This is a genomic window from Massilia sp. UBA6681, assembly GCF_002454935.1.
In the GTDB taxonomy this organism is placed as follows: Bacteria; Pseudomonadota; Gammaproteobacteria; order Burkholderiales; family Burkholderiaceae_D; genus Telluria; species Telluria varians.
In genome coordinates this window covers 78,783-101,586 of record NZ_DKJX01000079.1, presented here as the reverse complement: position 1 = coordinate 101,586, position 22,804 = coordinate 78,783, and the positions used below count along the sequence as shown (strand labels likewise).

Sequence of the window (22,804 nt, the reverse complement as noted above, 5' to 3'; positions counted from 1 at the left end):
TCCGTGAAGCAGGCCAGGCAGCCGCTGGCCGTCATCTTCGGGTGATGGCGGGAGGAAGGTCCGGACTCCACAGAGCAGGGTGACGGTTAACGGCCGTCCGCTGAAAGCCGCAAGGTATAAGGCGAGGAATAGGGCCACAGAGACGAGCGTATTAAGTTACGGTGAAACGCGGTAACCTCCACCTGGAGCAATTCCAAATAGGCACGCGTTGATGTTGCTCGCGGAGCGTGCGGGTAGGAAGCTTGAGCGCTGGAGTAATCCAGCGCCTAGAGGAATGGCTGTCATAGGGGCGTCCCGCAAGGGAGACCACTACACAGAATCCGGCCTATCGGCCTGCTTTACATGAATTCCGGTAGTCCTTGGTGGAGTCATCGATGCATCAATACATCCTTGCCCTCGACCAGGGCACCACCAGCTCACGCGCCATCGTCTTCGATCGCGCTGGCTTGGCCGTAGCGAGCAGCCAGCACGAATATCCCCAGCATTTCCCCGAACCCGGTTGGGTCGAGCACGACGCCCTCGACATCTGGCACAGCCAGCTCGCCTGCGCGCGCGAGGCGCTGCGCCAGGCCGGCATCGACGGACGGCAGCTTGCCGCGATCGGCATCGCCAACCAGCGCGAGACCACGGTGCTGTGGGACCGCGCCACCGGCGAACCGGTCGCGCGCGCCATCGTCTGGCAGGACCGCCGCACCGCCGCCATGTGCGACCGCCTGCGCGAAGGAGGTAAGGCGGAGGACATCCGGCAGCGCACCGGCCTCGAAGTCGACGCCTATTTTTCCGCCACCAAGCTGCAATGGCTGCTCGAGCAGGTGCCGGGCGCCAGGACCCGCGCCGAACGCGGCGAACTGGCCTTCGGCACGGTCGACAGCTGGCTGGTGTACCGCCTGTGCGGGCGCCACGTCACCGACGCCAGCAATGCCGCGCGCACCATGCTCTTCAATATACATACCCTGCGCTGGGACGAGGAACTGCTGGCCCTGTTCGGCATTCCGGCCGGCGTGCTGCCGGACCTCGTCGCCAGTTCGGAGGTCGTGGGCCTCGCGGCCGAAGAATGCTTCGGCGCCGCGGTGCCGATCGCCGGCATCGCCGGCGACCAGCAGGCCGCCATCTTCGGCCAGGCCTGCCACCGCCAGGGAATGGTCAAGAATACCTACGGCACCGGCTGCTTCATGCTGATGCATGCCGGCGCCACGCCGCCGGTCTCGCACAATCGCCTGCTGTCCACGGTCGGCTGGAGCGTCAGGGGCGCCACCGACTATCTATTGGAAGGCAGCGTCTTCATGGGCGGCGCCACCGTGCAGTGGCTGCGCGACGGCCTCGGCATCATCAGGCAATCCGGTGAGGTCGAGGCGCTGGCCCTGAGCGTGCCGGACAGCGGCGGCGTGATGCTGGTGCCGGCCTTCACCGGCCTGGGCGCGCCGCACTGGGACCAGTACGCGCGCGGCACCATCGTCGGCATGACGCGCGGGACGACTGGCGGCCACATCGCCCGCGCCGCGGTCGAGGCGATCGCCTACCAGAGCGCGGAACTGCTGGCGGCGATGCAGAAGGATGCCGCCTGTCTTGTTACCGAGATGCGCGCCGACGGCGGCGCCGCCCGCAACGACCTCCTGATGCAGTTCCAGGCCGACCTGCTCGGCATCCCCGTCGTGCGGCCGCGCGTGCTTGAAACCACGGCGCTGGGCGCCGCCTACCTGGCCGGGCTGGCGGTCGGCTACTGGGAGGGTGTCGACGAGATCGCCCGCCAGTGGCAGGTCGAGCGGCGTTTCGAACCGGCGATGGATGCCGGCCGGCGCGCCGAGCTGATGGCGCGCTGGGGCCGGGCGGTGGAGCATGCGAAGGGCTGGCCGAACGGCTAGCCGGCGTGGTTCAGAACAGCTTGAAGCCGCCCACGCCGGTGTTGAAGCCAAGCCAGGTCAGCGCAGCCGCGGCCAGCATCCCGAGCACCAGGTAGAGCTTCCAGGATGTACCTTGTGCGACGTAGGGGTCCCGCAGGCTGCGCTCCGCCCCTTCCGGTAGCCTGGCCATGCGGGTCAGCGCGGTGCCGAAGGGGATGTTGATGCGGGCGCGGGCGTTCACGGCCCAGCCGTTCGCGTCCAGGATGGGGCCCAGGTTGCGGTTCCTCAGCTTGAAGAAGGCCATCGCCACGGAAGGACCCGAGATCGCCAGGAAAAGGCCCACCATCGCGAGCGGCATCTGCCAGCCCTTGAGGCCCAGGAAGCCAGTGACCACCGAGGCCAGGGCGGTGCCGATGGCGCCGATCGCGAGCCCGAGGGCCGCGAAGATGCCGGCGAAGCGCGCCGCGTCGAACGGCGTGGGGGCAGGTCCGGGCCTGGCGCCGGATTCGACCTTGCTGCCGGCCTCGGTGACCAGCCTGGACGTCATGTCGTCCACGCCCTTGGCCCGGGTGGCGGCAAATTTCTCCATCTGCTCGCTGATCAGGCGGGTGGCCTTGCGGTAGGGCGCCCAGAAAGCCTGGCGGATGCTGATCGGGTGGTCCACGATCTTGGTGATGGTGGCATCCCAGTCCTTGCCCTCGCGGTCATAGAAGATGCCGTTGCGACCGACCATGAGCTGGTCCGAATCGCCGGCGGTGAACGCGGCGGCGATCGTCATCTTCTGGCCGGCGCGCACACAGTCGCAATACGCCAGGTAGACCCCGGACAGGCTTGCCAGGACCCCGTGGCGCGCCGGGTCCAGTACCTTGATGCAGAGCTCGCAGCTGCGGCCGTCCAGGAACAGGGTGCCGGCCTGGAATACGGCCTTGTCCTCGCTACTATAGAAGTTGCGGAAGGAGACGAAATTATTGGCCAGCTGTTCCAGGTCGCGCACATACCGCACCAGGCGTTCCACCTCGGCGATGGCGTCCGCTTCCGGGGCCAGGGCCAGGTCGCGGGACAGGAGCCCGTCAATGGCGGCGCGGATGCCCGGGGCCAGGAAGGCTTGCAGGCGGGAGGTCTCGAGCTTGGCCAGGGGTGTTTCCGGACGGGCCGCCTGCCAGGCCTGGTAGGCGGCAAAGCGGTCCTTCAGGTTCTCCCACTCGCCGGCGCCCAGGCTTTCCCGGTCTCCCAGCAGGGGCTGGACCACCTGGTCGCGCAGGGCCGCCACTGCCGCCGTCCAGGCCGGATTGATGCCGGACTCCAGCGGCAGCGCGCCGCCGGGCTGGACGTAGGCGATCGGCAGGGCCGCCAGGACGGCGTCGTCTGCCGTCAGGCTCCGGGCGCCGACGGCGCGGATCTCTTCCGGTGCGCCGTTCATCAATTCCGCGGCCCGTGGGTCGAACTCGGCCAGGCGGCAGCGGGTGAAATAATCGTCGGCCTTGACCCGGATCGCGGCCAGGGCGGCGAAGGCGGATTCGGTGTCGGCGCCGAGGGGGAGCAGGGTGGCGTCTTCGTGGGGGCGGGACTGCCAGGCGAGCCAGGCTTCGGCTTCGGTAAAGAAGCGGTCGGCGCGCGCCCCGTCGATGCCTGGCGCGCCGCTGCGATCCGGCACGCTGCCCAGGGTGTCCACGATGGCGGCGAAGACCGGCTCCAACGCCTCGTCGCAGGCGGCGGCGGTGATGACGCCGTCGCCGTTGAAAGCCATGCCGGAAAAGATGCGGTCGCTGTCGCTGACATCCTCGACGCTGATGCTGTCGCTGCCGCCCTTGCCCAGGCTGTCCAGCACGTGGCGCGCCGAGGTCAGGAGCCGCGCGCCCGCTTCGCTGTCGATGTCGAGGGCGGCCAGCGGCAGCGGGCCGCCCCGCGCCAGGACATCGGGGGAGGCCAGCCGCGCCGCCGCCCAGTCGATGGCGGCGATCAGTTCCGGAGCCCGGATGTGTCCGTCGTTGTCCGTATCCATCAGCGCCAGGGTGCGGCGGTCGAATTCCAGGCCCTGGACGGGACAGGAAAGGGCGACCCACAGCTTCTGGTCGAGCTGCTTGAGGTTGACGAAGTCGGCGCCCGTGTCGAGGCGGACCTGGGTGAAACCGCCGGCGGAAAAGAAGCGCCATGGATGACGCGCCTGGTCCTCGGCGGCAAGAGAGGCGAGATCCAGGAGGTGGCGATCCAGCGGGGCGTTCATGACAGGGCCTCGCAGGCGCGGCATGTTCCCATGCGGGTGTGGACGGTGGAAGCGATAAGGGGTAGGACAACTGCCATGTCGAGCTTGGCCAGGGAGGCCTGGGTCATTGTACGGAGCCCGGCAGTCTAGCCTAAAACTTATCGCTAAGAAGTTGGTCGGAGATTTATACCAAAGAGCAGCGCGCCTTCGTGGCGCATTTCGCACCGCTTTCCGCGCATCTGGCGCCGCCGACCGGCCATGTCGTCGCAAACCTGCCGGCGCACTACCCGCCCTGATAAGGTGGCGTGCATCGACCACCATGCGAAAGCCCGTCATGCTGCAGCAGATCCTCATCAAGACCCCAATGTATGTCTGGGCCATCCTCGCCTTCCTGGTCTATCGGGGCGTGCTGGCCGCGCGCGAGCGCGACATGACACTCACCCGGATGGCGATCGTTCCGGTGGTCATGCTGGTGCTGGCGCTGCACGCCATCGCCACCCAGTTCGGCATGGCGAGCGTGGCCATGCCGGCATGGCTGCTCGGCGCGGCTGTCCTGACGCTGCAGCGCCTGGCTTTTGGCCGTAGCTGCGTCCTCGCGGCCGCCGGCGCGGGGAGGGTGCGACTGCGCGGCAGCTGGACGCCGCTCGCCCTGATGCTGGCGGTATTCTCGATCAAGTATGTGCTGGCGGTCGTGCTGGTGATCCTGCCCGAGATGGCAGGACAGGCGATCTTCGTGGCCACTGTGTGCGGCCTCCTTGGCCTGTGCAATGGCTACTTCCTGGGCCAGCTGGTGCGCGATATCGCCTCGGCCCGCCGCATCCCGCATGAGCAGTCCAATGGTGTGCCGTCCACGATTGCCGATGCCGTATGATCCCCGCAGCGGCGGCGCCCAGCTCGCCGATTCGCAGGAGAAAACATGCTGAAACTGGGAGACACCGATCCCCGGCTGATCGACAAGCTCGGCACACTCGCCGCACGCGTGGTGGAAGACGCACTGGCCTCGGGCCTGACCTGGGACCAGGCCGTCGTCGCCCTGGGCGTCGCGGCCAAGGCCATGTCGGCCAAGGCGGCCAGCCAGGGCGGCGCCGCGCCGGCCGACTACGCCCTGCATGCCGAGAAGCGCCTGAAGGAAGGCATGGACCGCAGCGCCGCGGTCCTCAAGGCCTACCTGAGCTGAGGCGTGACATTCCGAGAGTTTGCAAGCCTGCGGCAGATGGCATGATCTGCCGAATGCAAACGAAGGATGGACGAGGATGAAGAACACCAAGCCTGACTACTGGTTCGCGGCCAAGCCACCGGGACACGGATGGGGATGGGGCCCGCCGCTGACCTGGCAGGGCTGGGCGGTCTTTGTGGGCTTCATCGTGCTCCTGATCGCGGGATCGGTCCTGGTCCTGCCCTACGGCACCGGCATCTTCCTCGCCTACGTCGCCGTGCTTGGCGCGCTGCTGATCTTGATCTGCGCGAAGAAAGGGGAGCCGCCGGGATCCTAAAACCCGATCCGGCCCTTGCCCGGCGTCGGCCTGATCCGGATATCGTCCACGCTCACGCGTTCGCGTCCGGCCGCTACCGCATGGCCCAGGCCATCGAGCAGGGTCTTGCGCAGGTCGCGCGGCGACACGTTCACCAGCTTGTCCAGCACCACGTCGCCCAGTCTTGGGTCGAAGGCCGCCAGGTTCAGTTCGTCCAGCAGCCCGGCATACATGCGCTGGGCGATGCCGGCCGCCTGTTCCGGCGTCGGGGTCGGTACCTCGTACACCGCCATGCGATTGAGCAGCGGATGCGGGATGCCTTCGACCGAGTTCGCGGTCAGCACCCAGAAGATCTGCGAAGCGTCGATCTCGACGTCGATGAATTCGTCGCGGAAGGTGCTGGCCGTTTCCGGTTCCAGCAGCTGATACAGGGCGGCCAGCGGATCGGATTGCGAGGAGCCGCTCGCCTTTTCCACTTCGTCCAGCACGATCACCGGATTGGCGTACTGCCCGCGCACCAGGCGCTCGGCCACCTTGCCGCACTTGGCGCCGCGCCAGCTGGCCGAACTGCCGGTGATGACGAAACCGGCCGACAGCGCATTCATGCTGATCAGCTCGCACTCGGTCTGCATCACCCTGGCCAGGCGCCGCGCAAAGTGGGTCTTGCCCACGCCGGGGCCGCCCAGCAGCAGGATCGGCATGACGTTGACGCCGCGGTCGCCCGCATGCGCCAAGGCCAGGTAACGCGCCAGGTCGTCCAGGACTTCGTCGAAATTGGGGCATTCCTCGAACAGGGGATCGAGGGCATCGATCGATGAGGGCTTGGTGACGAAGCGGTCGGCCCCGGTCTCCAGCATGCGCTCGTAGAACGCTTCGAGTTCCGGGGAGCGGCCGCGGCTGCGGTCGAGCGCTTCCTGGACTTCGATCAGGTCGTAGACCGCGCAGGTACGGGCGAGTGTAATGCTCACGGCTTTCTCCCAGGTCGCCCGCCCCCATCCGGCTCCCATCCTGCCGAGCGGGCCTTGGCCGGATGGGTCTTCGCCATGCCCCGATCCTAACGCTTCCAGCCGAGCGCCGCCAATCCCAAGCCACTAATTCTGTGCGGCAATTTAGTTTCCATAAAAAAAGACGACGTCATGACGTGACGTTGATCAAACGGAAAGCTTGTCATTACAACTGAGGTCCAACCTTCATGTTGTTTCCTAAGTGACTGATTTACGAGACATTTTAGCTTCGAGATGCCTCAATAGATGCCGCTAAGTCCTTGGTTTCATTAGAAAAATCCGGATTTGCCAAGCGTGAATTCGCTTGACCACCAACATTGATTCCAATAAAGTGGGAAACAGTGTGAAAAAGTGTCGATTTGTGGGGGAGTTTTGGAACCCCAGGCGGCCAAAAAATTCTAAATTGATAATTCTCCAAGCTAGGTAAATACGTGTTCCAGGGCGCGTCAGCGATCAATCTCGATGCTAAAGGAAGGATGTCGATCCCGGCAAAGCATCGTGACGCCCTTGCGGTGCAGTGCGAGGGCCGGATGACGCTGACGAAGCATCCGCACGGCTGCCTGCTGTTCTTCCCGCGCCCGGTGTGGGAGCAGCATCGCGAGCAGATCGCGGCCTGGCCGATGTCGGCCCGTGCGTGGCAGCGCATTTTCCTTGGTAACGCGTGCGATGTCGAGCTGGACAGCGCAGGCCGGGTACTGATTTCGCCCGAGTTGCGCGCCGCCGTGGGTTTGGAGAAAGAAGTCATGATGTTGGGCATGGGCACCCATTTCGAAATCTGGGATGCCGCCAAGCTTGCCGAAAGCGAAGCCGAAGCTGTTGCCGGCGGCATGCCCGATGTCCTTTCCAATTTCTCCTTCTGAGGCGCCGATGACGGAAACAAACACGGTGCCTGGAGCTTTTCAGCATCGCACGGTGCTGCTGGATGAAGCAGTCGACGCACTCGACCTGACCGGCGAGCGCATCAACGGTACATATATAGATGGCACGTTCGGCCGTGGGGGCCACAGCCGCCTGATCCTGTCCCGACTGGGCCCGCAGGGCCGCCTGGTCGCCTTCGACAAGGATCCGCAGGCGATCGCCACCGCGGCGGCAGTGCAGGACCCCCGTTTCACGATCGTGCATGACAGTTTTGCCACGATGATCGACGCGCTTGCCGCGCGCGGCATCAGCCAGGTGGACGGCATCTTGCTGGACCTTGGTATTTCGTCGCCCCAGGTGGACGACGCCTCCCGCGGATTCAGTTTCCGCCAGGATGGACCGCTCGACATGCGCATGGACACCACGCGCGGGATGTCGGCGGCCGAATGGCTGGCCACCGCGACGCAACAACAACTGGAAAAGGTTATTCGGGATTATGGAGAAGAACGGTTTGCTTTCCAGATTGCAAAGGCGATTGTTGCTCGCCGCGCAATCCAGCCAATTTCGACCACACGAGAGCTTGCCGCAATCGTGGCAGACACGGTCAAGACTCGCGAAAAGGGCAAAGATCCGGCAACCCGGACCTTTCAGGCTGTCCGGATTTTCATCAATAAAGAGCTTGAAGACCTCGAAGCAGGTCTGAGCGCCGCCTACGCGATGCTGGCGCCGGGGGCGCGCATGTCCGTGATCAGCTTCCACTCGCTGGAAGACCGCATGGTCAAGCAATTCCTCGCGTCCAAGGCCAAAGTGGAGCAGCCGGACCGCCGGCTGCCGATCCGCGCTGTCGACCTGCCGCAGCCCCTGATGAAACTGATCACCAAGACCAAGCCATCCGACCTCGAGGTCGAGGCCAACCCGCGCGCCCGCTCGGCGGTGCTGCGCGTGGCCGAACGCCTGGGCAATCGTCAGGAAAGCGCTGCATGAGCGTCAAGCTGAACATCGTCCTGACGGTGGCCGTGGTCGGCTGCGCGCTGTCGGTGGTGAACGCGCGCTACCAGTCGCGCCACCTCCTGATCGAACTCGAACGCCTGAACCAGCATTCGCGCCAGCTCGAGATCGACTGGGCCCAGCTCCAGCTCGACCAGTCCACGCTCGGCAAGAACGAGCGCATCGAGCAGATCGCGCGCAACAGCCTGAACATGTCGCCGCTCACTCCGGCCCGTACCCAGTACCTGACGGAAGGGGCGAAATGAGCCGCGCCGAACGTCGCAGCACCTCGCGGGTGGCCGCGTCCAAGGGCGTGGCTTTCTCGAAGAGCCCGGTCCTGGCCGTGAACGTGCCGAACTGGCGCTCGCGCCTGGTGCTGTTCGTGCTGTTCGCGGCCTTTGCCGCGCTGGCCGTGCGCGCGCTCTGGCTGCAGGGCGTGTCCACCCAGTTCCTGCAGAAACAGGGCAAGAGCCGCTACGAGCGCCTGGTCGAACTGCCGGCCGCGCGCGGCAAGATCATGGACCGCAACGGCCAGGTGCTGGCCTCTTCGCTGCCGGTGAAGGCGGTGGCCGCCTTCCCGAAAGAAGTGCTGAACGCGCCTGCCGACAAGCTGGCCGAACTGGCGCGCCTGCTCGACATGCCGCTCTCCGAGGTGCGCACCAAGCTCGATCCGAAGCGCAGCTATGTGTACCTGAAGCGCCAGGTCGAGATGGACAAGGTCGAGCAGATCGAGAAGCTCAAGATCGACGGCATCGACACCCGCAAGGAATACAAGCGCTACTACCCGCAGGGCGAAGTGATGACCCACATGGTGGGCTTCACCAACGTCGAGGACAAGGGCCAGGAAGGCATGGAGCTGTTCCACCAGAAGTCCTTGAACGGCGTGCCGGGCAGCCGTCGCGTCATCCGCGACCGCCTCGGCCACATCGCCGAAGACCTGGGCATGTTCCGCGAACCGCACCACGGCAAGGACCTGACCCTGTCGGTCGACAGCAAGCTGCAGTACATCGCCTTCACCAGCGTGAAGAACGCGGTCGAGAAGTTCAACGCCCAGGCCGGCGGCGCCGTGGTGCTGGACGTGCACACCGGCGAAGTGCTGGCGATGGCCAACTACCCGACCTACAACCCGAACGACCGCGCCGGCCTGACCGGCGCCCAGCTGCGCAACCGCGTCATCACCGACACCTTCGAGCCGGGATCGACCCTCAAGCCGGTCACGGTGGCGCTCGGCCTGGAAAAGAAGAAGATCACCCCTGACACCGTGTTCGACACCTCCGGCGGGCGCATCGTCGTGGGCGGCCGCCCGATCCGCGACATGCATCCGAAGGACGCCCTGACGACCAGCGGCATCATCCAGAAGTCCTCGAACGTCGGCACCGTCAAGATCGCCCAGATGCTCGAACCGAAGGACATGTGGGAGCTGTACACCAAGCTGGGCTACGGCCAGGCGCCGCGCTTCGGCTTCCCGGGCGCCGTCGCCGGCCGCGTGCGTCCATGGAAATCCTGGAAGCCGATCGAATACGCCAACATGTCCTTCGGCCACGGCCTGTCGGTGTCGCTGCTGCAGCTGGCGCGCTCCTACATGGTGTTTGCGCGCGACGGCGACATCATCCCGCTCTCCTTTTTGAAAGTCACCGAAGAGCCGGTCGGCCAGCAGGTGATCTCGCCCGAGACCGCGGCCAAGGTGCGCACCATGCTGGAATCGGTCGTGGAGCCGGGCGGTACCGCAACGCGCGCCAGGGTGGCCGGCTACCGCGTGGGCGGCAAGACCGGCACCGCCGAAAAGATCGTCAACGGCCGTTACTCGAAGACCGACAACATCGGCTACTTCGTCGGCATCGCGCCGATGTCCAAGCCGCGCTTCGTCATCGCGGTCATGATCGACAACCCGCGCGGGGCCCTCAGAACAGGCGGCAGCGTCGCGGCGCCGACCGCCGCGGACCTGGCCTCGAATGCCTTGCGGGCCGCGAACGTGCCGCCCGACTCATCGATCACCGACATCATCATTCCGGACGAACCGGTAGAGGAGGATTTGTGATGGCGATGAGCCTGAACGACATCTGCCAGTGGATTCGCGCCGCCGCTCCAGGCGGCCGACTCGTTTCCGACTCCCGCCGCGTGGCGCAGGGAGACGTGTTCTTCGCCTATCCGGGCGAAGCCTCGGACGGACGCAGCTACATCGCCGCGGCGCTTGCCGCCGGCGCGGCCGCCGTCGTGTATGAAGAAGACGGCTACAGCTGGGACGTGGCGCACGACATCGCGCATCTCGGCGTGGCCAAGCTGAAGAAGAACCTGGGTCCGATCGCCCACGGCGTGTTGCAGCATCCGGACGCCGGCATGTTCACCGTCGGCGTGACCGGCACCAACGGCAAGACTTCCTGTGCGGTGTGGACCGGGCAGGCACTCGCGCGCCTGGGCGAGACCGCCGCCGTGATCGGCACCCTGGGTGTCGGCATCGTGAAGAAAGGGGCGGAACCGCAGTTCGACGCCACCGGCTACACCACGCCGGACGCCGTGCTGCTGGCGCAGACCCTGGGCGAGCTGCGTGCCCAGGATGTCGGCGCGCTGGCGATCGAGGTCTCGTCCATCGGCCTGGTGCAGGAGCGCGCCGCCGGCATGCACTTCGACGTCGCCATCTTCACCAACCTGACCCGCGACCACCTCGACTTCCACGGCACGATGGAAGACTACGAGGCCGCCAAGCTGAAGCTGTTCGAGTGGGAAGGCCTGAAGCATGCCGTGGTCAACCTGGACGACCCGGCCGGCCTGCGCCTGGTGGCGCACCTGCGCACGAATTTCCCGGCGCTTCCGGTGACCGGCTACACGCTCGGGAGCGAGGCCGGGCAGCCGGCCATCGACGGCGTCGCCATCCTGCGCGCCTCGAACATGCGCAGCCGCCACGCGGGCACCGACTTCACGGTCGACAGCCCGGCCGGCACCTCGGTCGTGAAGACCCGTCTGGTCGGCCACTTCAACGTCAGCAACGCGCTGGCGGTGCTGGGCGCGCTGCTGGCCAAGGGCGTGTCCTTGAAGAGCGCGGTGGATGCCGTCGAGGCGCTGGCGCCGGCCCCGGGCCGCATGCAGCAGATCGGCGGCCAGGATGCGCCGATGGTCGTGATCGACTACGCGCATACCCCGGACGCGCTGGAAAAGACGCTGCAAGCCCTGCGCCAGGTGGCCGACGAGCGCGGCGGCCAGCTGTGGTGCGTGTTCGGCTGCGGCGGCGACCGCGACCCGGGCAAGCGCCCGCAGATGGGCGCCGTGGCGCAGGCCGCCGACCACATCCTGGTCACCAGCGACAACCCGCGCAGCGAAGAGCCGGCCAGCATCATCGCCCAGGTCGTTGCCGGCATCGAAAAGGAATACCAGGCCGTGGAAGACCGCGCCACCGCGATCCTGCTGGCCGTGAAGAATGCCGGCAAGCAGGACGTGATCCTGCTGGCAGGGAAGGGCCACGAGCCCTACCAGGAAATCAAGGGCAAGAAGCTCCCGTTCTCCGATGCCGACCACGCTTCGCTGGCATTGACCGCGCGGCTCACCATGATGAGGACCCACTGATGCGCGGTACGCTTGCACAACTGGTCGCCGCGATTCCGGGCGCACGGCTCGCGGGCGGCGACGCCGCTTTCGAGGGCGTGTCGACCGACAGCCGCACCGCGCCCGCCGGCGCGCTGTTCGTCGCCCTCAAGGGCGAGACCTTCGATGCGCACAGCTTCCTCGGCCAGGTCGCCGGGCGTGGCGTCGCGGCGGTGGTCGTGCACGCGCTGCCGGAGGGCTGGACCCTGCCTGCGATCGTGGTGCCGGATACCCTGGTGGCGCTGGGCCGCATCGCCAATGCCTGGCGCACGCAGCATGACATCCCGGTGATCGGCGTGACCGGCTCGAACGGCAAGACCACGGTCAAGGAAATGATCGCCTCCATCCTGGCCGCCGCCGTCGGCGAGGACGCCCGCCTGGCGACCCAGGGCAACCTGAACAACGAGATCGGCGTGCCGCTGACCCTGTTCCGCTTGGGGAAAGCGCATCGCGCCGCCGTGATCGAGATGGGCATGAACCATCCGGGCGAGATCGCCCGCCTGGCCGCCATCGCCGCGCCCACCGTGGCGATGGTGAACAACGCCCAGCGCGAGCACCAGGAATTCATGCACACCGTGGAAGCGGTGGCGCGCGAGAACGGCTCGGTGCTGCAGGCGCTGCCGAGCGACGGCGTCGCGGTGTTCCCGGGCGACGACACCTATACTGCGCTGTGGCGCGGCCTGGCGCCGTGCCCAGTGCTGACTTTCGGCCTGGGCGACGCATGCGACGTGCGCGCGACCTACACCTCGACCGGTTTCGGCAACGCGCTGCAAGTCGACGCACGCGGCCAGCAGTTCGCGCTGAACCTGGCCGCGGCGGGCGACCACAACGTACGCAACGCGCTGGCCGCGATCGCCAGCACGCTGGCGGCGGGCATCCCGGTCGAGGCCATCGTGCGCGGCCTGGAAAGTTTCGCCCCGGTCGGCGGCCGCCTGCAGCGCAAGCAGGCCGCCATTGGTGCGACCGTCATCGACGACACCTACAACGCGAATCCCGACTCGATGCGCGCCGCGATCGACGTGCTGGCGGCGTATGAGGCCCCGCGCATCCTGGTGGTCGGCGACATGGGCGAAGTCGGCACGCAAGGTAAGGAGTTTCACGAAGAAGTCGGTGCTTACGCTCAGGCGCGTGGCATCGAACACGTGCTCGCCACTGGTGAACTGGCCCGTCACATGACGGCGTCGGGAGCACGGCATTACGAGCAGTTCGACGAATTATTGGCAGCACTGGATTCAACACTGGGCGGCAATAGGAAAGCGACTGTGCTGGTGAAGGGCTCGCGCTTCATGAAGATGGAGCGCGCGGTCCAGCACCTGACCGGATCAACTATGAGTAAGGACGCCCACTGACATGCTTCTCTGGCTAGCCCAATATTTTCAGGACTACATCGGTCCGCTGCGCGTGTTCAACTACATCACGTTCCGCGCGGTCTTCGCGACCATCACCGCGATAGCCATCGGCCTGGTCTGCGGCCCGGCCGTCATCCGCAAGCTGACCGCCATGAAGGTCGGCCAGGCGGTGCGCACCTATGGCCCGCAGACCCACCTGGCCAAGCACGGCACCCCGACCATGGGCGGCGTGCTGGTGCTGATCTCGATCGGCGTCTCGACCCTGCTGTGGTGCGACCTGTCGAACCGCCTGATCTGGCCGGTGCTGGTGGTGACCATGGGCTTCGGCGCCGTCGGCTGGGTCGACGACTACCGCAAGGTGGTCTACAAGGACCCGGAAGGCATGCGTTCGGGCGAGAAATACTTCTGGATGTCGCTGATCGGCATCGCATCGGCCCTGTACCTGGCGTTCTCGGTCTCGGCCGCGAACCCGTGGGAAGTGCTGCAGCTGTTCTACGCCTGGGTGCAGTCGGGCTTCTCGATGACCCTGCCTCCTAAAGCAGACCTGATCGTGCCCTTCTTCAAGTCGATCAGCTACCCGCTGGGCGTGTGGGGTTTCATCGCGCTGACCTATTGCGTGATCGTCGGTTCCTCGAACGCGGTCAACTTCACCGACGGCCTGGATGGCCTGGCGATCATGCCGACCGTGATGGTCGGCGCCGCCCTCGGCCTGTTCGCCTATCTCACCGGCAGCGTGACCTATGCGAAGTACCTGTTCATCCCCTACATCCCGGGCGCCGGCGAACTGCTGATCTTCTGCGGCGCGATGGCGGGCGCGGGCCTGGCCTTCCTCTGGTATAACGCGCACCCCGCACAGATGTTCATGGGCGACGTCGGCGCGCTGGCGCTGGGCGGCGCGCTCGGCACCATCGCCGTCATCGTGCGCCAGGAAATCGTCCTGTTCATCATGGGCGGCGTGTTCGTGGCCGAAACCCTGTCGGTGATCATCCAGGTCACCTGGTTCAAGTACACCAAGAAGCGCTACGGCGCCGGCCGCCGCGTGTTCCTGATGGCGCCGCTGCACCACCATTTCGAACAAAAGGGCTGGAAGGAGACCAAGGTCGTGGTCCGCTTCTGGATCGTGACGATGATGCTGGTCCTTGTCGGCCTGTCCACCTTAAAACTGCGCTGAAGCTACGCTAAAGAATGAACTACGAAGGCAAATCCGCACTGGTGCTGGGCCTGGGTGAATCCGGGCTGGCAATGGCGCAATGGCTGGCACGTTGCGGGGCGCGCGTGCGCGTGGCCGACACGCGCACCGAGCCGCAGCGCCTGTTCGCGCTGCGTCAGGCGGTGCCGAACGCGGAGTTCGTCGGTGGCGAGTTCGGCGAGTCCCTGCTCGACGGCATGGACTTCGTGGCCGTCAGCCCGGGCCTGGCGCCGGAGCGCGAACTCGCGCAGGTGGCACCGCAGGCGCGCGCGCGCAACATCCCGGTATGGGGCGAGATCGAGCTGTTCGCGCAGGCGCTCGCGCACCTGCGCGCGCAACGCGCATATTCTCCGAAAGTCATCGCCATCACCGGCACCAACGGCAAGACGACGGTGACGAGCCTGACCGGCCTGCTGTGCCGGCGCGCCGGCCTGTCGACCCGCGTGGCCGGCAACATCAGCCCGGCCGCGCTCGACGTGCTGCGCGAATGCCTGGATGGCGAAGACCTGCCGCAGGCCTGGGTGCTCGAGCTGTCGAGCTTCCAGCTGCACACCACCTTCAGCCTGCAGGCCGATGCGGCCACGGTGCTGAACGTGACCCAGGACCACCTCGACTGGCACGGCAGCATGGACGCCTATGCCGCGGACAAGGCGCGCATTTTTGGTTCCGACACGGTGCGCGTGCTGAACCGGAACGACGCGATCGTCATGCGCATGACGGCCGTCGACACGCCAACCTATACCTTCGGTACCGACGAGCCGTCGGATCCGAACAGCTTCGGACTGGTCAACGAACGCGGCGTGCTGTGGCTCGCCAACGCCGTGGCGCTCGACGACGAGCCGCCCAAGAAATTGAAGAAGGGCGAGGTCGCCCCGCCGGTCGAGGTGAGCGTGAGCCGCCTGATGCCGGCCGATGCGCTGAAAATCCGCGGCCTGCACAATGCCTCGAACGCGCTGGCCGCGCTGGCCCTGTGCCGCGCCTGCGGCCTGCCGCTGGCCCCGCTGCTGCACGGCCTGCGCGAATACGCGGGCGAGCCGCACCGCGTGGAACTGGTCGCGAACATCGACGGCGTCGATTTCTATGACGACAGCAAGGGCACCAACGTCGGCGCGACGGTCGCCGCGCTCGAAGGCCTCGGTAAGGCCTTTGCCGGCGAAGACCAGCAGATCCTCCTGATCGCCGGCGGCGACGGCAAGGGCCAGGACTTCGCGCCGCTGGCATTGCCCGCTTCGCGCTACGTGCGCGCCGTGCTCCTGATTGGCCGCGATGCGCCGGCGGTCCGCGCCGCGATCGAGCCGAGCGGCGTGCCGGTGTTCGATTTGCCTGGCCTGCCGGAAGCGGTGCGCCGCGCCGCCGGCCTGGCGCGCCCTGGGGACGCCGTGCTGCTGTCGCCGGCCTGCGCCAGCCTCGATATGTTCACCAACTACGCGCACCGCGCGCAGGTGTTCGTCGACGCCGTGCGCGAGCTGGCGCTGGAGAAGGGGCAGGAGATCTGATGGCCTTCCAGCTTCCGTTCAAGTTCTCCGGCTCCAGCAGCGATGCAAGCATCGCGGCGCGCAGCCGTCCGTCGAAGATGATGGATTACGACCAGCTGCTGGTCTGGGTCACCGTGCTGCTCATGATGTTCGGCCTGGTGATGGTGTACTCGGCCTCGATCGCGCTGCCGGATTCGCCCAAGTTCGCCTACCTGAACGACAAGAACGAATACTTCCTGTACCGCCAGATGATGTACATCATCGTCTCGATGGTGGCCGCGGCCGTCGTGTTCCAGGTGCCGGTCGCGGTGTGGCAGAAGTACGCGCCGATGATGTTCATCGGCACGCTGTTCCTGCTGGTGATCGTGCTGATCCCGGGCATCGGCGTGTCCGTCAACGGTGCGCGCCGCTGGCTGCCGCTGAAGGTCATGCAGCTGCAGCCGTCCGAGATCATGAAGATCGCGGTAGTGTTGTACGCGGCCGATTTCACGGTGCGCAAGCAGGAATACATGCACAAGCTGACCAAGGGCTTCCTGCCGATGATGGTCGCGATCGGACTGGTGGGCGGCCTGCTGCTGCTGGAACCGGACCTCGGCGCCTTCGGCGTGATCGTCTGCATCGCCATGGGCATTCTGTTCCTGGGCGGGATCAATATCGTCTGGTTCGGGGGCATCGGCGCGCTGCTGGTGCTGATCTTCAGCGCGATCATCGCGCTGTCGCCGTTCCGCCGCGCGCGCATGTTCGCCTACCTCGACCCGTGGGCCGACGGCCATGCGCTGGACAAGGCCTACCAGTTGACGCATTCCCTGATCGCTTTCGGGCGCGGCGAATTCTTCGGCGTGGGCCTGGGAAGCAGCGTCGAGAAGCTGTTCTACCTGCCGGAAGCGCATACCGACTTCATCATGGCCGTGATCGGCGAGGAACTCGGCCTGGTCGGCGTGCTCGTCGTGATCGCGATGTTCTACTGGCTGGTCAAGCGCGCCTTCGACATCGGCCGCCAGGCCATTGCCCTCGACCAGATCTTCGCCGGCCTGGTCGCCAAGGGCGTCGGGATCTGGATCGGCGCGCAGACCTTCATCAACATGGGCGTCAACCTCGGCCTGCTGCCGACCAAGGGCCTGACCCTGCCGCTGATGAGCTTTGGCGGTTCGGGCGTGATGTTCAACTGCATTGGCCTGGCCATCCTGCTGCGGATCGACTACGAGAACCGCGTGCGCATGCGGGGAGGGCGGACATGAGTACGCCAATGAGGAAGCGCCTGATGATCATGGCCGCCGGCACCGGCGGCCACATCTTCCCCGGCATCGCGATCGCGCAGACCATGCGCGCGCGCGGCTGGGAGGTCTCGTGGCTGGGCACCGCCCACGGCATGGAAACCGAGCTGGTGCCGAAGGCCGGCATCCCGATGGACAGCATCGACTTCGCCGGCATGCGCGGCAAGGGCCTGGGCCACACCATCAAGGGCGCCTTCAAGATGCTGGGCGCCTTCGCCGCCTGCCGCCGCTATCTCGGCCAGCGCAAACCCGATGTCGTGCTGGGCATGGGCGGCTACGTCACGGTGCCGGGCGGGATGATGGCGAAGACGCGCAACATCCCGCTGGCCCTGGTGAATGCCGATGCGGCGCTCCTGCTGTCGAACAAGACCCTGGCCCCGATCGCCAGCCGGGTGCTGTTCGGCTTCCCGGCCGATTTCGGCGCGGCGACCGGCAAGGCGGTCGTCACCGGCAATCCGGTGCGCCAGCAGATCCTCGATCTGCCTCTGCCCGCCGCGCGTTTCGCCGGCCGCAGCGGGCCGCTGCGCGTGCTGGTGGTCGGCGGCAGCCTGGGCGCGAAGGTGCTGAACGACAGCGTGCCGGCCGCGCTGGCGCAAATCGATCCGGCCACGCGCCCGATCGTGACCCACCAGTCGGGCAAGAAGAACATCGACGCGCTGCGCGCCGCCTATGCGGCCGCCGGGGTGCAGGCAAACGTGGTCGACTTCATCGACGACATGGCCGCAAGCTATGCGAACGCCGACCTGGTGATCTGCCGCGCCGGCGCCATCACGGTCTCGGAACTGACCGCGGCCGGCGTGGCCAGCGTGCTGGTGCCTTTCGTGGCCAGCACCACCAGCCACCAGCGCGACAACGCGATCTGGATGCACGAACAGAAGGCGGCGGTGCATTTGCCGCAGGGCGAACTGGATCCGCAGCGGCTGGCAAGCCTGCTGCAAACGACAACGCGCGCTGACTGCCTGGCAATGGCGCAGGCGGCGCACAAAGTGGGCAAGCGCGATGCGAACGAGGCAATCGCGCGCGAACTGGAGCAACTGGCCGGGATGAGCAAATAATGAAGCACAAGATCAAGAACATCCATTTCGTCGGCATCGGCGGCAGCGGCATGAGCGGCATCGCCGAAGTGCTGCTCAACCTCGGCTACAACGTGTCGGGTTCCGACCTGTCGAGCAATGCCGCCAGCCAGCGCCTGAGTGAACTGGGCGCCCGCGTGTACACCGGCCACTCGGCCGAACACGTGGTCGGCGCCAACGTGGTCGTGACCTCGACCGCGGTCAACGAAGCCAATCCGGAAGTGGTCGCTGCCCGCGCCGCCAAGGTGCCGGTGGTACCGCGCGCGATCATGCTCGGCGAGCTGATGCGCCTGAAGCGCGGCATCGCGATTGCCGGCACCCACGGCAAGACCACCACCACCAGCCTGGTGGCCTCGGTGCTGGCCCAGGGCGGCCTGGATCCGACCTTCGTCATCGGCGGGCGCCTGACCGCGGCCGGCGCCAACGCCAAACTGGGCTCGGGCGACTACATCGTGGCCGAGGCCGACGAGTCGGATGCCTCCTTCCTGAACCTGACGCCGATGATCGAGGTGATCACCAACATCGACGCCGACCACATGGACACCTACGAGCACGACTTCGAGAAGCTGAAGGCCGCGTTCGTGAACTTCACCCACCGCCTGCCGTTCTACGGCCGGGTGATGATGTGCATCGACGACCCGCACGTGCGCGCCATCCTGCCGCAGGTGACCAAGCCGGTGACGACCTACGGTTTCTCGCCGGACGCCGAAGTGCGCGCCATCGACGCCCACGCCGAAGGCGTGCAGATGCACTTTACGGTGCGCCAGCAGGGCTACCCGGATACCAAATTCGTGCTGAACCAGCCGGGCATGCACAACGTGCTCAATGCCTGCTCGGCAGTCGCGATCGCGCGCGAGATCGGCATCGACGACGTCTCGACCAACCTGGGCCTGCAGAATTTCAGCGGCGTCGGCCGCCGCTTCACCCGCTACGGCGAAGTGGCCATCCCCGGCGGCGGCAGCTTCACCCTGGTGGACGATTTCGGCCACCATCCGGTCGAGACCGAGGTGACCCTGGCCGCCGCGCGCGCCGCCTATCCGGGCCGGCGCCTGGTGCTGGCCTTCCAGCCGCACCGCTACAGCCGCACGCGCGACCTGTTCGAGGACTTCGTGAAGGTGCTGGCGACCCCGGACGTGCTGCTGCTGGCCGACGTCTACGCCGCCGGCGAAGCGCCGATCGTGGCCGCCGACGGCCGCGCTCTGGCGCGCGCGCTGCGCACCGGCGGCAAGCTGGAACCGATTTTCGTGGAGGCGATCGCCGACATGCCCGCCGCCATCATGAACGTGGCGCGTGACGGCGACGTCGTCCTCACCATGGGCGCCGGCTCGATCAGCGGCGTCCCGCAACAACTGACCAATGCAAAGGCCTGAATCGTGAACGTAACTACTCCCACCTTTGATCCGGCATCCTTCGGCAAGGTCGGCGTGCTGTTCGGCGGCCGCTCCGCCGAACGCGACGTGTCGATCATGTCCGGCACCGGCGTCCTGAACGCCCTGAAATCGCGTGGCGTCGATGCCCACCCCTTCGATCCGGGCACCCAGAGCCTGGCCGAACTGGCCGAGCAGAAGTTCGACCGTGTCTTCATCGCGCTGCACGGCCGCTACGGCGAGGACGGCAGCCTGCAGGGCGCGCTCGAGCAGCTCGGCATTCCCTACACCGGCAGCGGCGTGATGGCGTCCGCGGTCGGCATGGACAAGATCACCACCAAGAAGATCTGGAAGATGGACGAGATCCCGACGCCGGACTACATGGCGATCGATCCGTCCACCGACCTCGACGAAGTCCTGGTGGCGCTCGGCCTGCCGATGATCGTCAAGCCGCCGCTCGAAGGGTCGACCATCGGCATCACCAAGGTGAACAAGGCCGACGAGCTGAAGGCCGCCGTCGACCTGGCCATCGGCTTCGACCCGGTGGTGTTGGCCGAGGAATTCGTTACCGGGCGGGAGTTCACCGTCGCCGTGTTGGGCACCGGCAAGCTTGCCCGCGCCCTGCCGATCGTCGAGATCGTGGCTCCGGAAGGCAACTACGACTACCAGAACAAGTACTTCACCGACGACACCCAGTACCACTGCCCGGCGCAGCTGGATGCGGCCCTGACGGAAGAGATCCAGCGCCACGCCGTGAACGCCTACCGCGCGCTCGGCTGCGAGGGCTGGGGCCGGATCGACGTGCTGGTGCGCAAGGAAGACATGCGTCCCTTCCTGCTGGAAGTGAACACCTCGCCGGGCATGACCTCGCACTCGCTGGTGCCGATGGCAGCGCGCGCGGTGGGCATCGGCTACGAGGACCTGTGCCTGGAGATCCTCGCCTCCGCCCGCCTGAAAATGGCGAAGAAGGTAGAGGGATAAGAACGCATGTGGCATGACGTCCGCGCCCTCAACGCAACCGCCAGCAGCCTGGTGGCGCTGGTGGTGCTCGCCTGTATCGGGTCCGGCGTGTGGTGGCTGTCGCAGCTCCCCATGTTCTCGCTGCGCGCGGTGACGGTGGAAAGCATGTACCAGCTGCCGCTGCGCCACGTGAACGAACTCACGGTGCGCAACGGCGTGATCGGCAAGATCCGCGGCAACTTCTTCACCACGGACCTGGAAGGGGTGCGGGCGACGTTCGAGACCGTGCCCTGGGTGCGGCGCGCCACCGTGCGCCGCGAATGGCCGGACCAGCTGATCGTCGAGGTGGAAGAGCACGAGGCGCTGGGCACCTGGGGCGAGGATGGCCGCCTGCTGTCGGTCAAGGGCGACGTGTTTACCGCCAACCTGGCCGAGGCCGACGACGACCACGAGCTGCCGGCCTTCAGCGGCCCACGCGGCAGCGAGAAGGAAGTGCTGGCCCGCTTCACCGAACTGCGTTCGCTGTTTGCGCCGGTGCAGCTGGCGCCGATGGCGCTGTCGCTGTCCGACCGGTATGCCTGGACCGTGAAGCTGGACAACGGCATGAGCGTGGCCCTGGGGCGCGAGCAGGACAAGGACACGCTGAAGAAGCGCGTGCAGCGGCTGGTGGGCGTCTACCCGCAGCTGGTCGCGCGGCTGCAGGAAGGGCGCATCGACACCATCGACATGCGCTACCCGAACGGCCTGGCGCTGTCCTCGGCTCTGCTTTCGGTGCCGGACGACGCCAGTAAACCAGTAAAGCCGGTGAAGAAAAAACCGAATCAACCCAACAAAACAACCAAGCAAACATAAGCAGGCAACAGCAATGACTAAAGACGCGAAGAACCTGATCGTCGGCCTCGACATCGGCACCTCGAAGGTGGTGGCGGTCGTGGCCGAAGTGATGTCCGACGGACGCCACGAGGTGATCGGCCTCGGTCAGCACGAGTCGAAAGGATTGAAGAAGGGCGTGGTCGTGAACATCGAGGCCACCGTCGAGTCGATCCAGCGCGCGCTCGAGGAAGCGGAGCTGATGGCCGACTGCAAGATCCGCAACGTCTATGCTGGCATCGCCGGCAGCCATATCCGTTCGTTCAATTCGAGTGGCATGGTTGCGATCAAGGACAAGGAAGTCACCGCCACCGACGTGGCGCGCGTGATCGAGACCGCCAAGGCGGTCAACATCCCGACCGACCAGCAATTGCTGCACACGGTGCCGCAGGAATTCATCGTCGACAACCAGGAAGACGTGCGCGAGCCGATCGGCATGAGCGGCATCCGCCTGGAAGTGCGCGTGCACATCGTCACCGGTGCGGTATCCGCGGTCCAGAATATTGTAAAGTGCGTGCGCCGTTGCGGGCTCGAGGTCTCGGACCTGATCCTGCAGCCGATTGCCTCGGCCGACTCCGTGCTGACGGTCGACGAAAAGGAACTGGGCGTGGTCCTGATCGACATCGGCGGCGGCACCACCGACATCGCCGTGTACGCGGATGGCGCGATCCGCCACACCGCCGTGCTGCCGATCGCCGGCGACCAGATCACCAGCGACATCGCGATGGCGCTGCGCACGCCGACCGGCGAAGCCGAGGACATCAAGATCCGCTACGGCGTGGCCAAGCAGGTGCTGGCCGACCCGGGCGAGACGCTCGAGGTGCCGGGGCTGGGCGACCGCGGGCCGCGCGCCCTGTCGCGCCAGGCGCTGGCGGCCGTGATCGAGCCGCGCGTCGAAGAGCTGTTCGCGATGGTGCACACGGTGGTGCGCGAGTCGGGCTACGAGGGCGTGCTCTCGTCGGGCATCGTGCTCACCGGCGGCAGCTCGATCATGCCGGGCATGATCGAGATGGCCGAAGACATTTTCCTCAAACCGGCGCGCCTCGGCACGCCGGATTACCGCGGCCAGCTGGCCGACGTCGTGCGCAGCCCACGCTACGCCACGGTGCTCGGCCTGCTGCTGGAAGCGAAGAAGCAGTACCTGCGCGGACACATCGTCACGCGTCAGGATGGTTCGGTGAAGGCAGTGTGGCAGCGCATGAAGGAATGGATAGCGGGGAACTTCTAGAAGCGAGAGCAGGGATTAACAGTCGGGCAAGGCGTGAATTTTTTCAGTACGTCAGCAACAAAGCGTTCACGGGTAAAG

General features: G+C 66.4%; 20 protein-coding genes and 1 other RNA gene. 19 read left to right on the top strand and 2 right to left on the bottom strand.

The window, feature by feature from the left end; all coding sequences use genetic code 11:
* The first annotated feature begins 5 nt into the window (after window positions 1-5).
* Together rnpB and glpK are read left to right on the top strand one after the other, a co-directional pair.
* An RNA gene (rnpB, locus tag B2R83_RS13435) (RNase P RNA component class A) lies at window positions 6-344 on the top strand.
* 30 nt (window positions 345-374) lie between these two features.
* Window positions 375-1,862 carry a glycerol kinase GlpK gene (glpK, locus tag B2R83_RS13430; RefSeq protein WP_292042123.1) on the top strand — a complete coding sequence of 496 codons (1,488 nt, stop codon included), beginning with the start codon at window positions 375-377 and terminating at the stop codon, window positions 1,860-1,862.
* A gap of 10 nt (window positions 1,863-1,872) precedes the next feature.
* On the opposite strand, the gene B2R83_RS13425 is transcribed toward glpK, so the two are convergent.
* Window positions 1,873-4,065 (bottom strand): hypothetical protein, encoded by a 2,193-nt coding sequence (locus tag B2R83_RS13425; protein WP_292042120.1) that lies wholly within the window; start codon window positions 4,063-4,065, stop codon window positions 1,873-1,875.
* A gap of 298 nt (window positions 4,066-4,363) precedes the next feature.
* Here B2R83_RS13425 and B2R83_RS13420 point away from each other — a divergent pair, with 298 nt between their 5' ends.
* The 3 genes from B2R83_RS13420 to B2R83_RS13410 all read left to right on the top strand — a co-directional run bounded on the left by B2R83_RS13420 (window position 4,364) and on the right by B2R83_RS13410 (window position 5,537).
* Window positions 4,364-4,915 (top strand): DUF6622 family protein, encoded by a 552-nt coding sequence (locus B2R83_RS13420; RefSeq protein WP_292042117.1) that lies wholly within the window; start codon window positions 4,364-4,366, stop codon window positions 4,913-4,915.
* Window positions 4,916-4,960: 45 nt separating this feature from the next.
* Window positions 4,961-5,221, top strand: coding sequence for a hypothetical protein (locus tag B2R83_RS13415; RefSeq protein ID WP_209587892.1), 261 nt, complete (start codon window positions 4,961-4,963; stop codon window positions 5,219-5,221).
* Window positions 5,222-5,297: 76 nt separating this feature from the next.
* On the top strand, window positions 5,298-5,537 hold the full coding sequence (locus B2R83_RS13410) for a hypothetical protein (RefSeq protein WP_292042114.1): 240 nt from the start codon (window positions 5,298-5,300) through the stop codon (window positions 5,535-5,537).
* Here B2R83_RS13410 and B2R83_RS13405 read toward each other — a convergent pair.
* Window positions 5,534-6,484, bottom strand: a complete 951-nt coding sequence (locus tag B2R83_RS13405) for an AAA family ATPase (RefSeq protein WP_292042112.1) — start codon at window positions 6,482-6,484, stop codon at window positions 5,534-5,536. The two genes, B2R83_RS13410 and B2R83_RS13405, sit on opposite strands and share 4 nt — an antisense overlap.
* A gap of 467 nt (window positions 6,485-6,951) precedes the next feature.
* Here B2R83_RS13405 and mraZ point away from each other — a divergent pair, with 467 nt between their 5' ends.
* From mraZ to ftsA, 14 genes are read left to right on the top strand one after another with little or no spacing between them, the layout of a single operon-like run.
* Window positions 6,952-7,380 carry a division/cell wall cluster transcriptional repressor MraZ gene (gene mraZ / locus B2R83_RS13400; protein WP_027867878.1) on the top strand — a complete coding sequence of 143 codons (429 nt, stop codon included), beginning with the start codon at window positions 6,952-6,954 and terminating at the stop codon, window positions 7,378-7,380.
* Window positions 7,367-8,362: a 16S rRNA (cytosine(1402)-N(4))-methyltransferase RsmH gene (gene rsmH / locus B2R83_RS13395; protein WP_285381931.1), complete on the top strand. Its 996-nt coding sequence runs from the start codon at window positions 7,367-7,369 to the stop codon at window positions 8,360-8,362. Before mraZ ends, rsmH begins: the two co-directional genes overlap by 14 nt.
* Window positions 8,359-8,631, top strand: a complete 273-nt coding sequence (gene ftsL, locus B2R83_RS13390) for a cell division protein FtsL (protein ID WP_027867876.1) — start codon at window positions 8,359-8,361, stop codon at window positions 8,629-8,631. The genes rsmH and ftsL overlap by 4 nt, the downstream gene beginning before the upstream one ends.
* Entirely contained in the window at window positions 8,628-10,403 is a 1,776-nt protein-coding gene (locus B2R83_RS13385) for a peptidoglycan D,D-transpeptidase FtsI family protein (RefSeq protein WP_292042107.1), read from the top strand. The genes ftsL and B2R83_RS13385 overlap by 4 nt, the downstream gene beginning before the upstream one ends.
* Window positions 10,403-11,923, top strand: a complete 1,521-nt coding sequence (locus B2R83_RS13380; protein WP_292042103.1) for a UDP-N-acetylmuramoyl-L-alanyl-D-glutamate--2,6-diaminopimelate ligase — start codon at window positions 10,403-10,405, stop codon at window positions 11,921-11,923. The genes B2R83_RS13385 and B2R83_RS13380 overlap by 1 nt, the downstream gene beginning before the upstream one ends.
* Entirely contained in the window at window positions 11,923-13,290 is a 1,368-nt protein-coding gene (locus B2R83_RS13375) for a UDP-N-acetylmuramoyl-tripeptide--D-alanyl-D-alanine ligase (protein WP_292042100.1), read from the top strand. The genes B2R83_RS13380 and B2R83_RS13375 overlap by 1 nt, the downstream gene beginning before the upstream one ends.
* 1 nt (window position 13,291) lies before the next feature.
* Window positions 13,292-14,461 carry a phospho-N-acetylmuramoyl-pentapeptide-transferase gene (gene mraY, locus B2R83_RS13370; RefSeq protein WP_027867872.1) on the top strand — a complete coding sequence of 390 codons (1,170 nt, stop codon included), beginning with the start codon at window positions 13,292-13,294 and terminating at the stop codon, window positions 14,459-14,461.
* A gap of 14 nt (window positions 14,462-14,475) precedes the next feature.
* The gene (murD, locus tag B2R83_RS13365; protein WP_292042091.1) at window positions 14,476-15,975 is read left to right on the top strand and encodes a UDP-N-acetylmuramoyl-L-alanine--D-glutamate ligase; all 1,500 of its coding nucleotides are present in this window, start codon (window positions 14,476-14,478) and stop codon (window positions 15,973-15,975) included.
* Window positions 15,975-17,192 carry a putative lipid II flippase FtsW gene (gene ftsW, locus B2R83_RS13360; protein WP_036210845.1) on the top strand — a complete coding sequence of 406 codons (1,218 nt, stop codon included), beginning with the start codon at window positions 15,975-15,977 and terminating at the stop codon, window positions 17,190-17,192. Before murD ends, ftsW begins: the two co-directional genes overlap by 1 nt.
* Complete coding sequence (murG, locus tag B2R83_RS13355; RefSeq protein WP_292042084.1) at window positions 17,189-18,283, top strand: undecaprenyldiphospho-muramoylpentapeptide beta-N-acetylglucosaminyltransferase; 1,095 nt, start codon at window positions 17,189-17,191, stop codon at window positions 18,281-18,283. The genes ftsW and murG overlap by 4 nt, the downstream gene beginning before the upstream one ends.
* Window positions 18,283-19,671 carry a UDP-N-acetylmuramate--L-alanine ligase gene (murC, locus tag B2R83_RS13350; protein ID WP_292042082.1) on the top strand — a complete coding sequence of 463 codons (1,389 nt, stop codon included), beginning with the start codon at window positions 18,283-18,285 and terminating at the stop codon, window positions 19,669-19,671. Before murG ends, murC begins: the two co-directional genes overlap by 1 nt.
* A 3-nt stretch (window positions 19,672-19,674) precedes the next feature.
* The gene (locus tag B2R83_RS13345; RefSeq protein WP_292042078.1) at window positions 19,675-20,649 is read left to right on the top strand and encodes a D-alanine--D-alanine ligase; all 975 of its coding nucleotides are present in this window, start codon (window positions 19,675-19,677) and stop codon (window positions 20,647-20,649) included.
* 6 nt (window positions 20,650-20,655) lie between these two features.
* Window positions 20,656-21,480, top strand: a complete 825-nt coding sequence (locus B2R83_RS13340; protein WP_292042071.1) for a cell division protein FtsQ/DivIB — start codon at window positions 20,656-20,658, stop codon at window positions 21,478-21,480.
* A gap of 13 nt (window positions 21,481-21,493) precedes the next feature.
* Entirely contained in the window at window positions 21,494-22,726 is a 1,233-nt protein-coding gene (gene ftsA, locus B2R83_RS13335; protein ID WP_209587903.1) for a cell division protein FtsA, read from the top strand.
* Window positions 22,727-22,804: the final 78 nt, after the last annotated feature.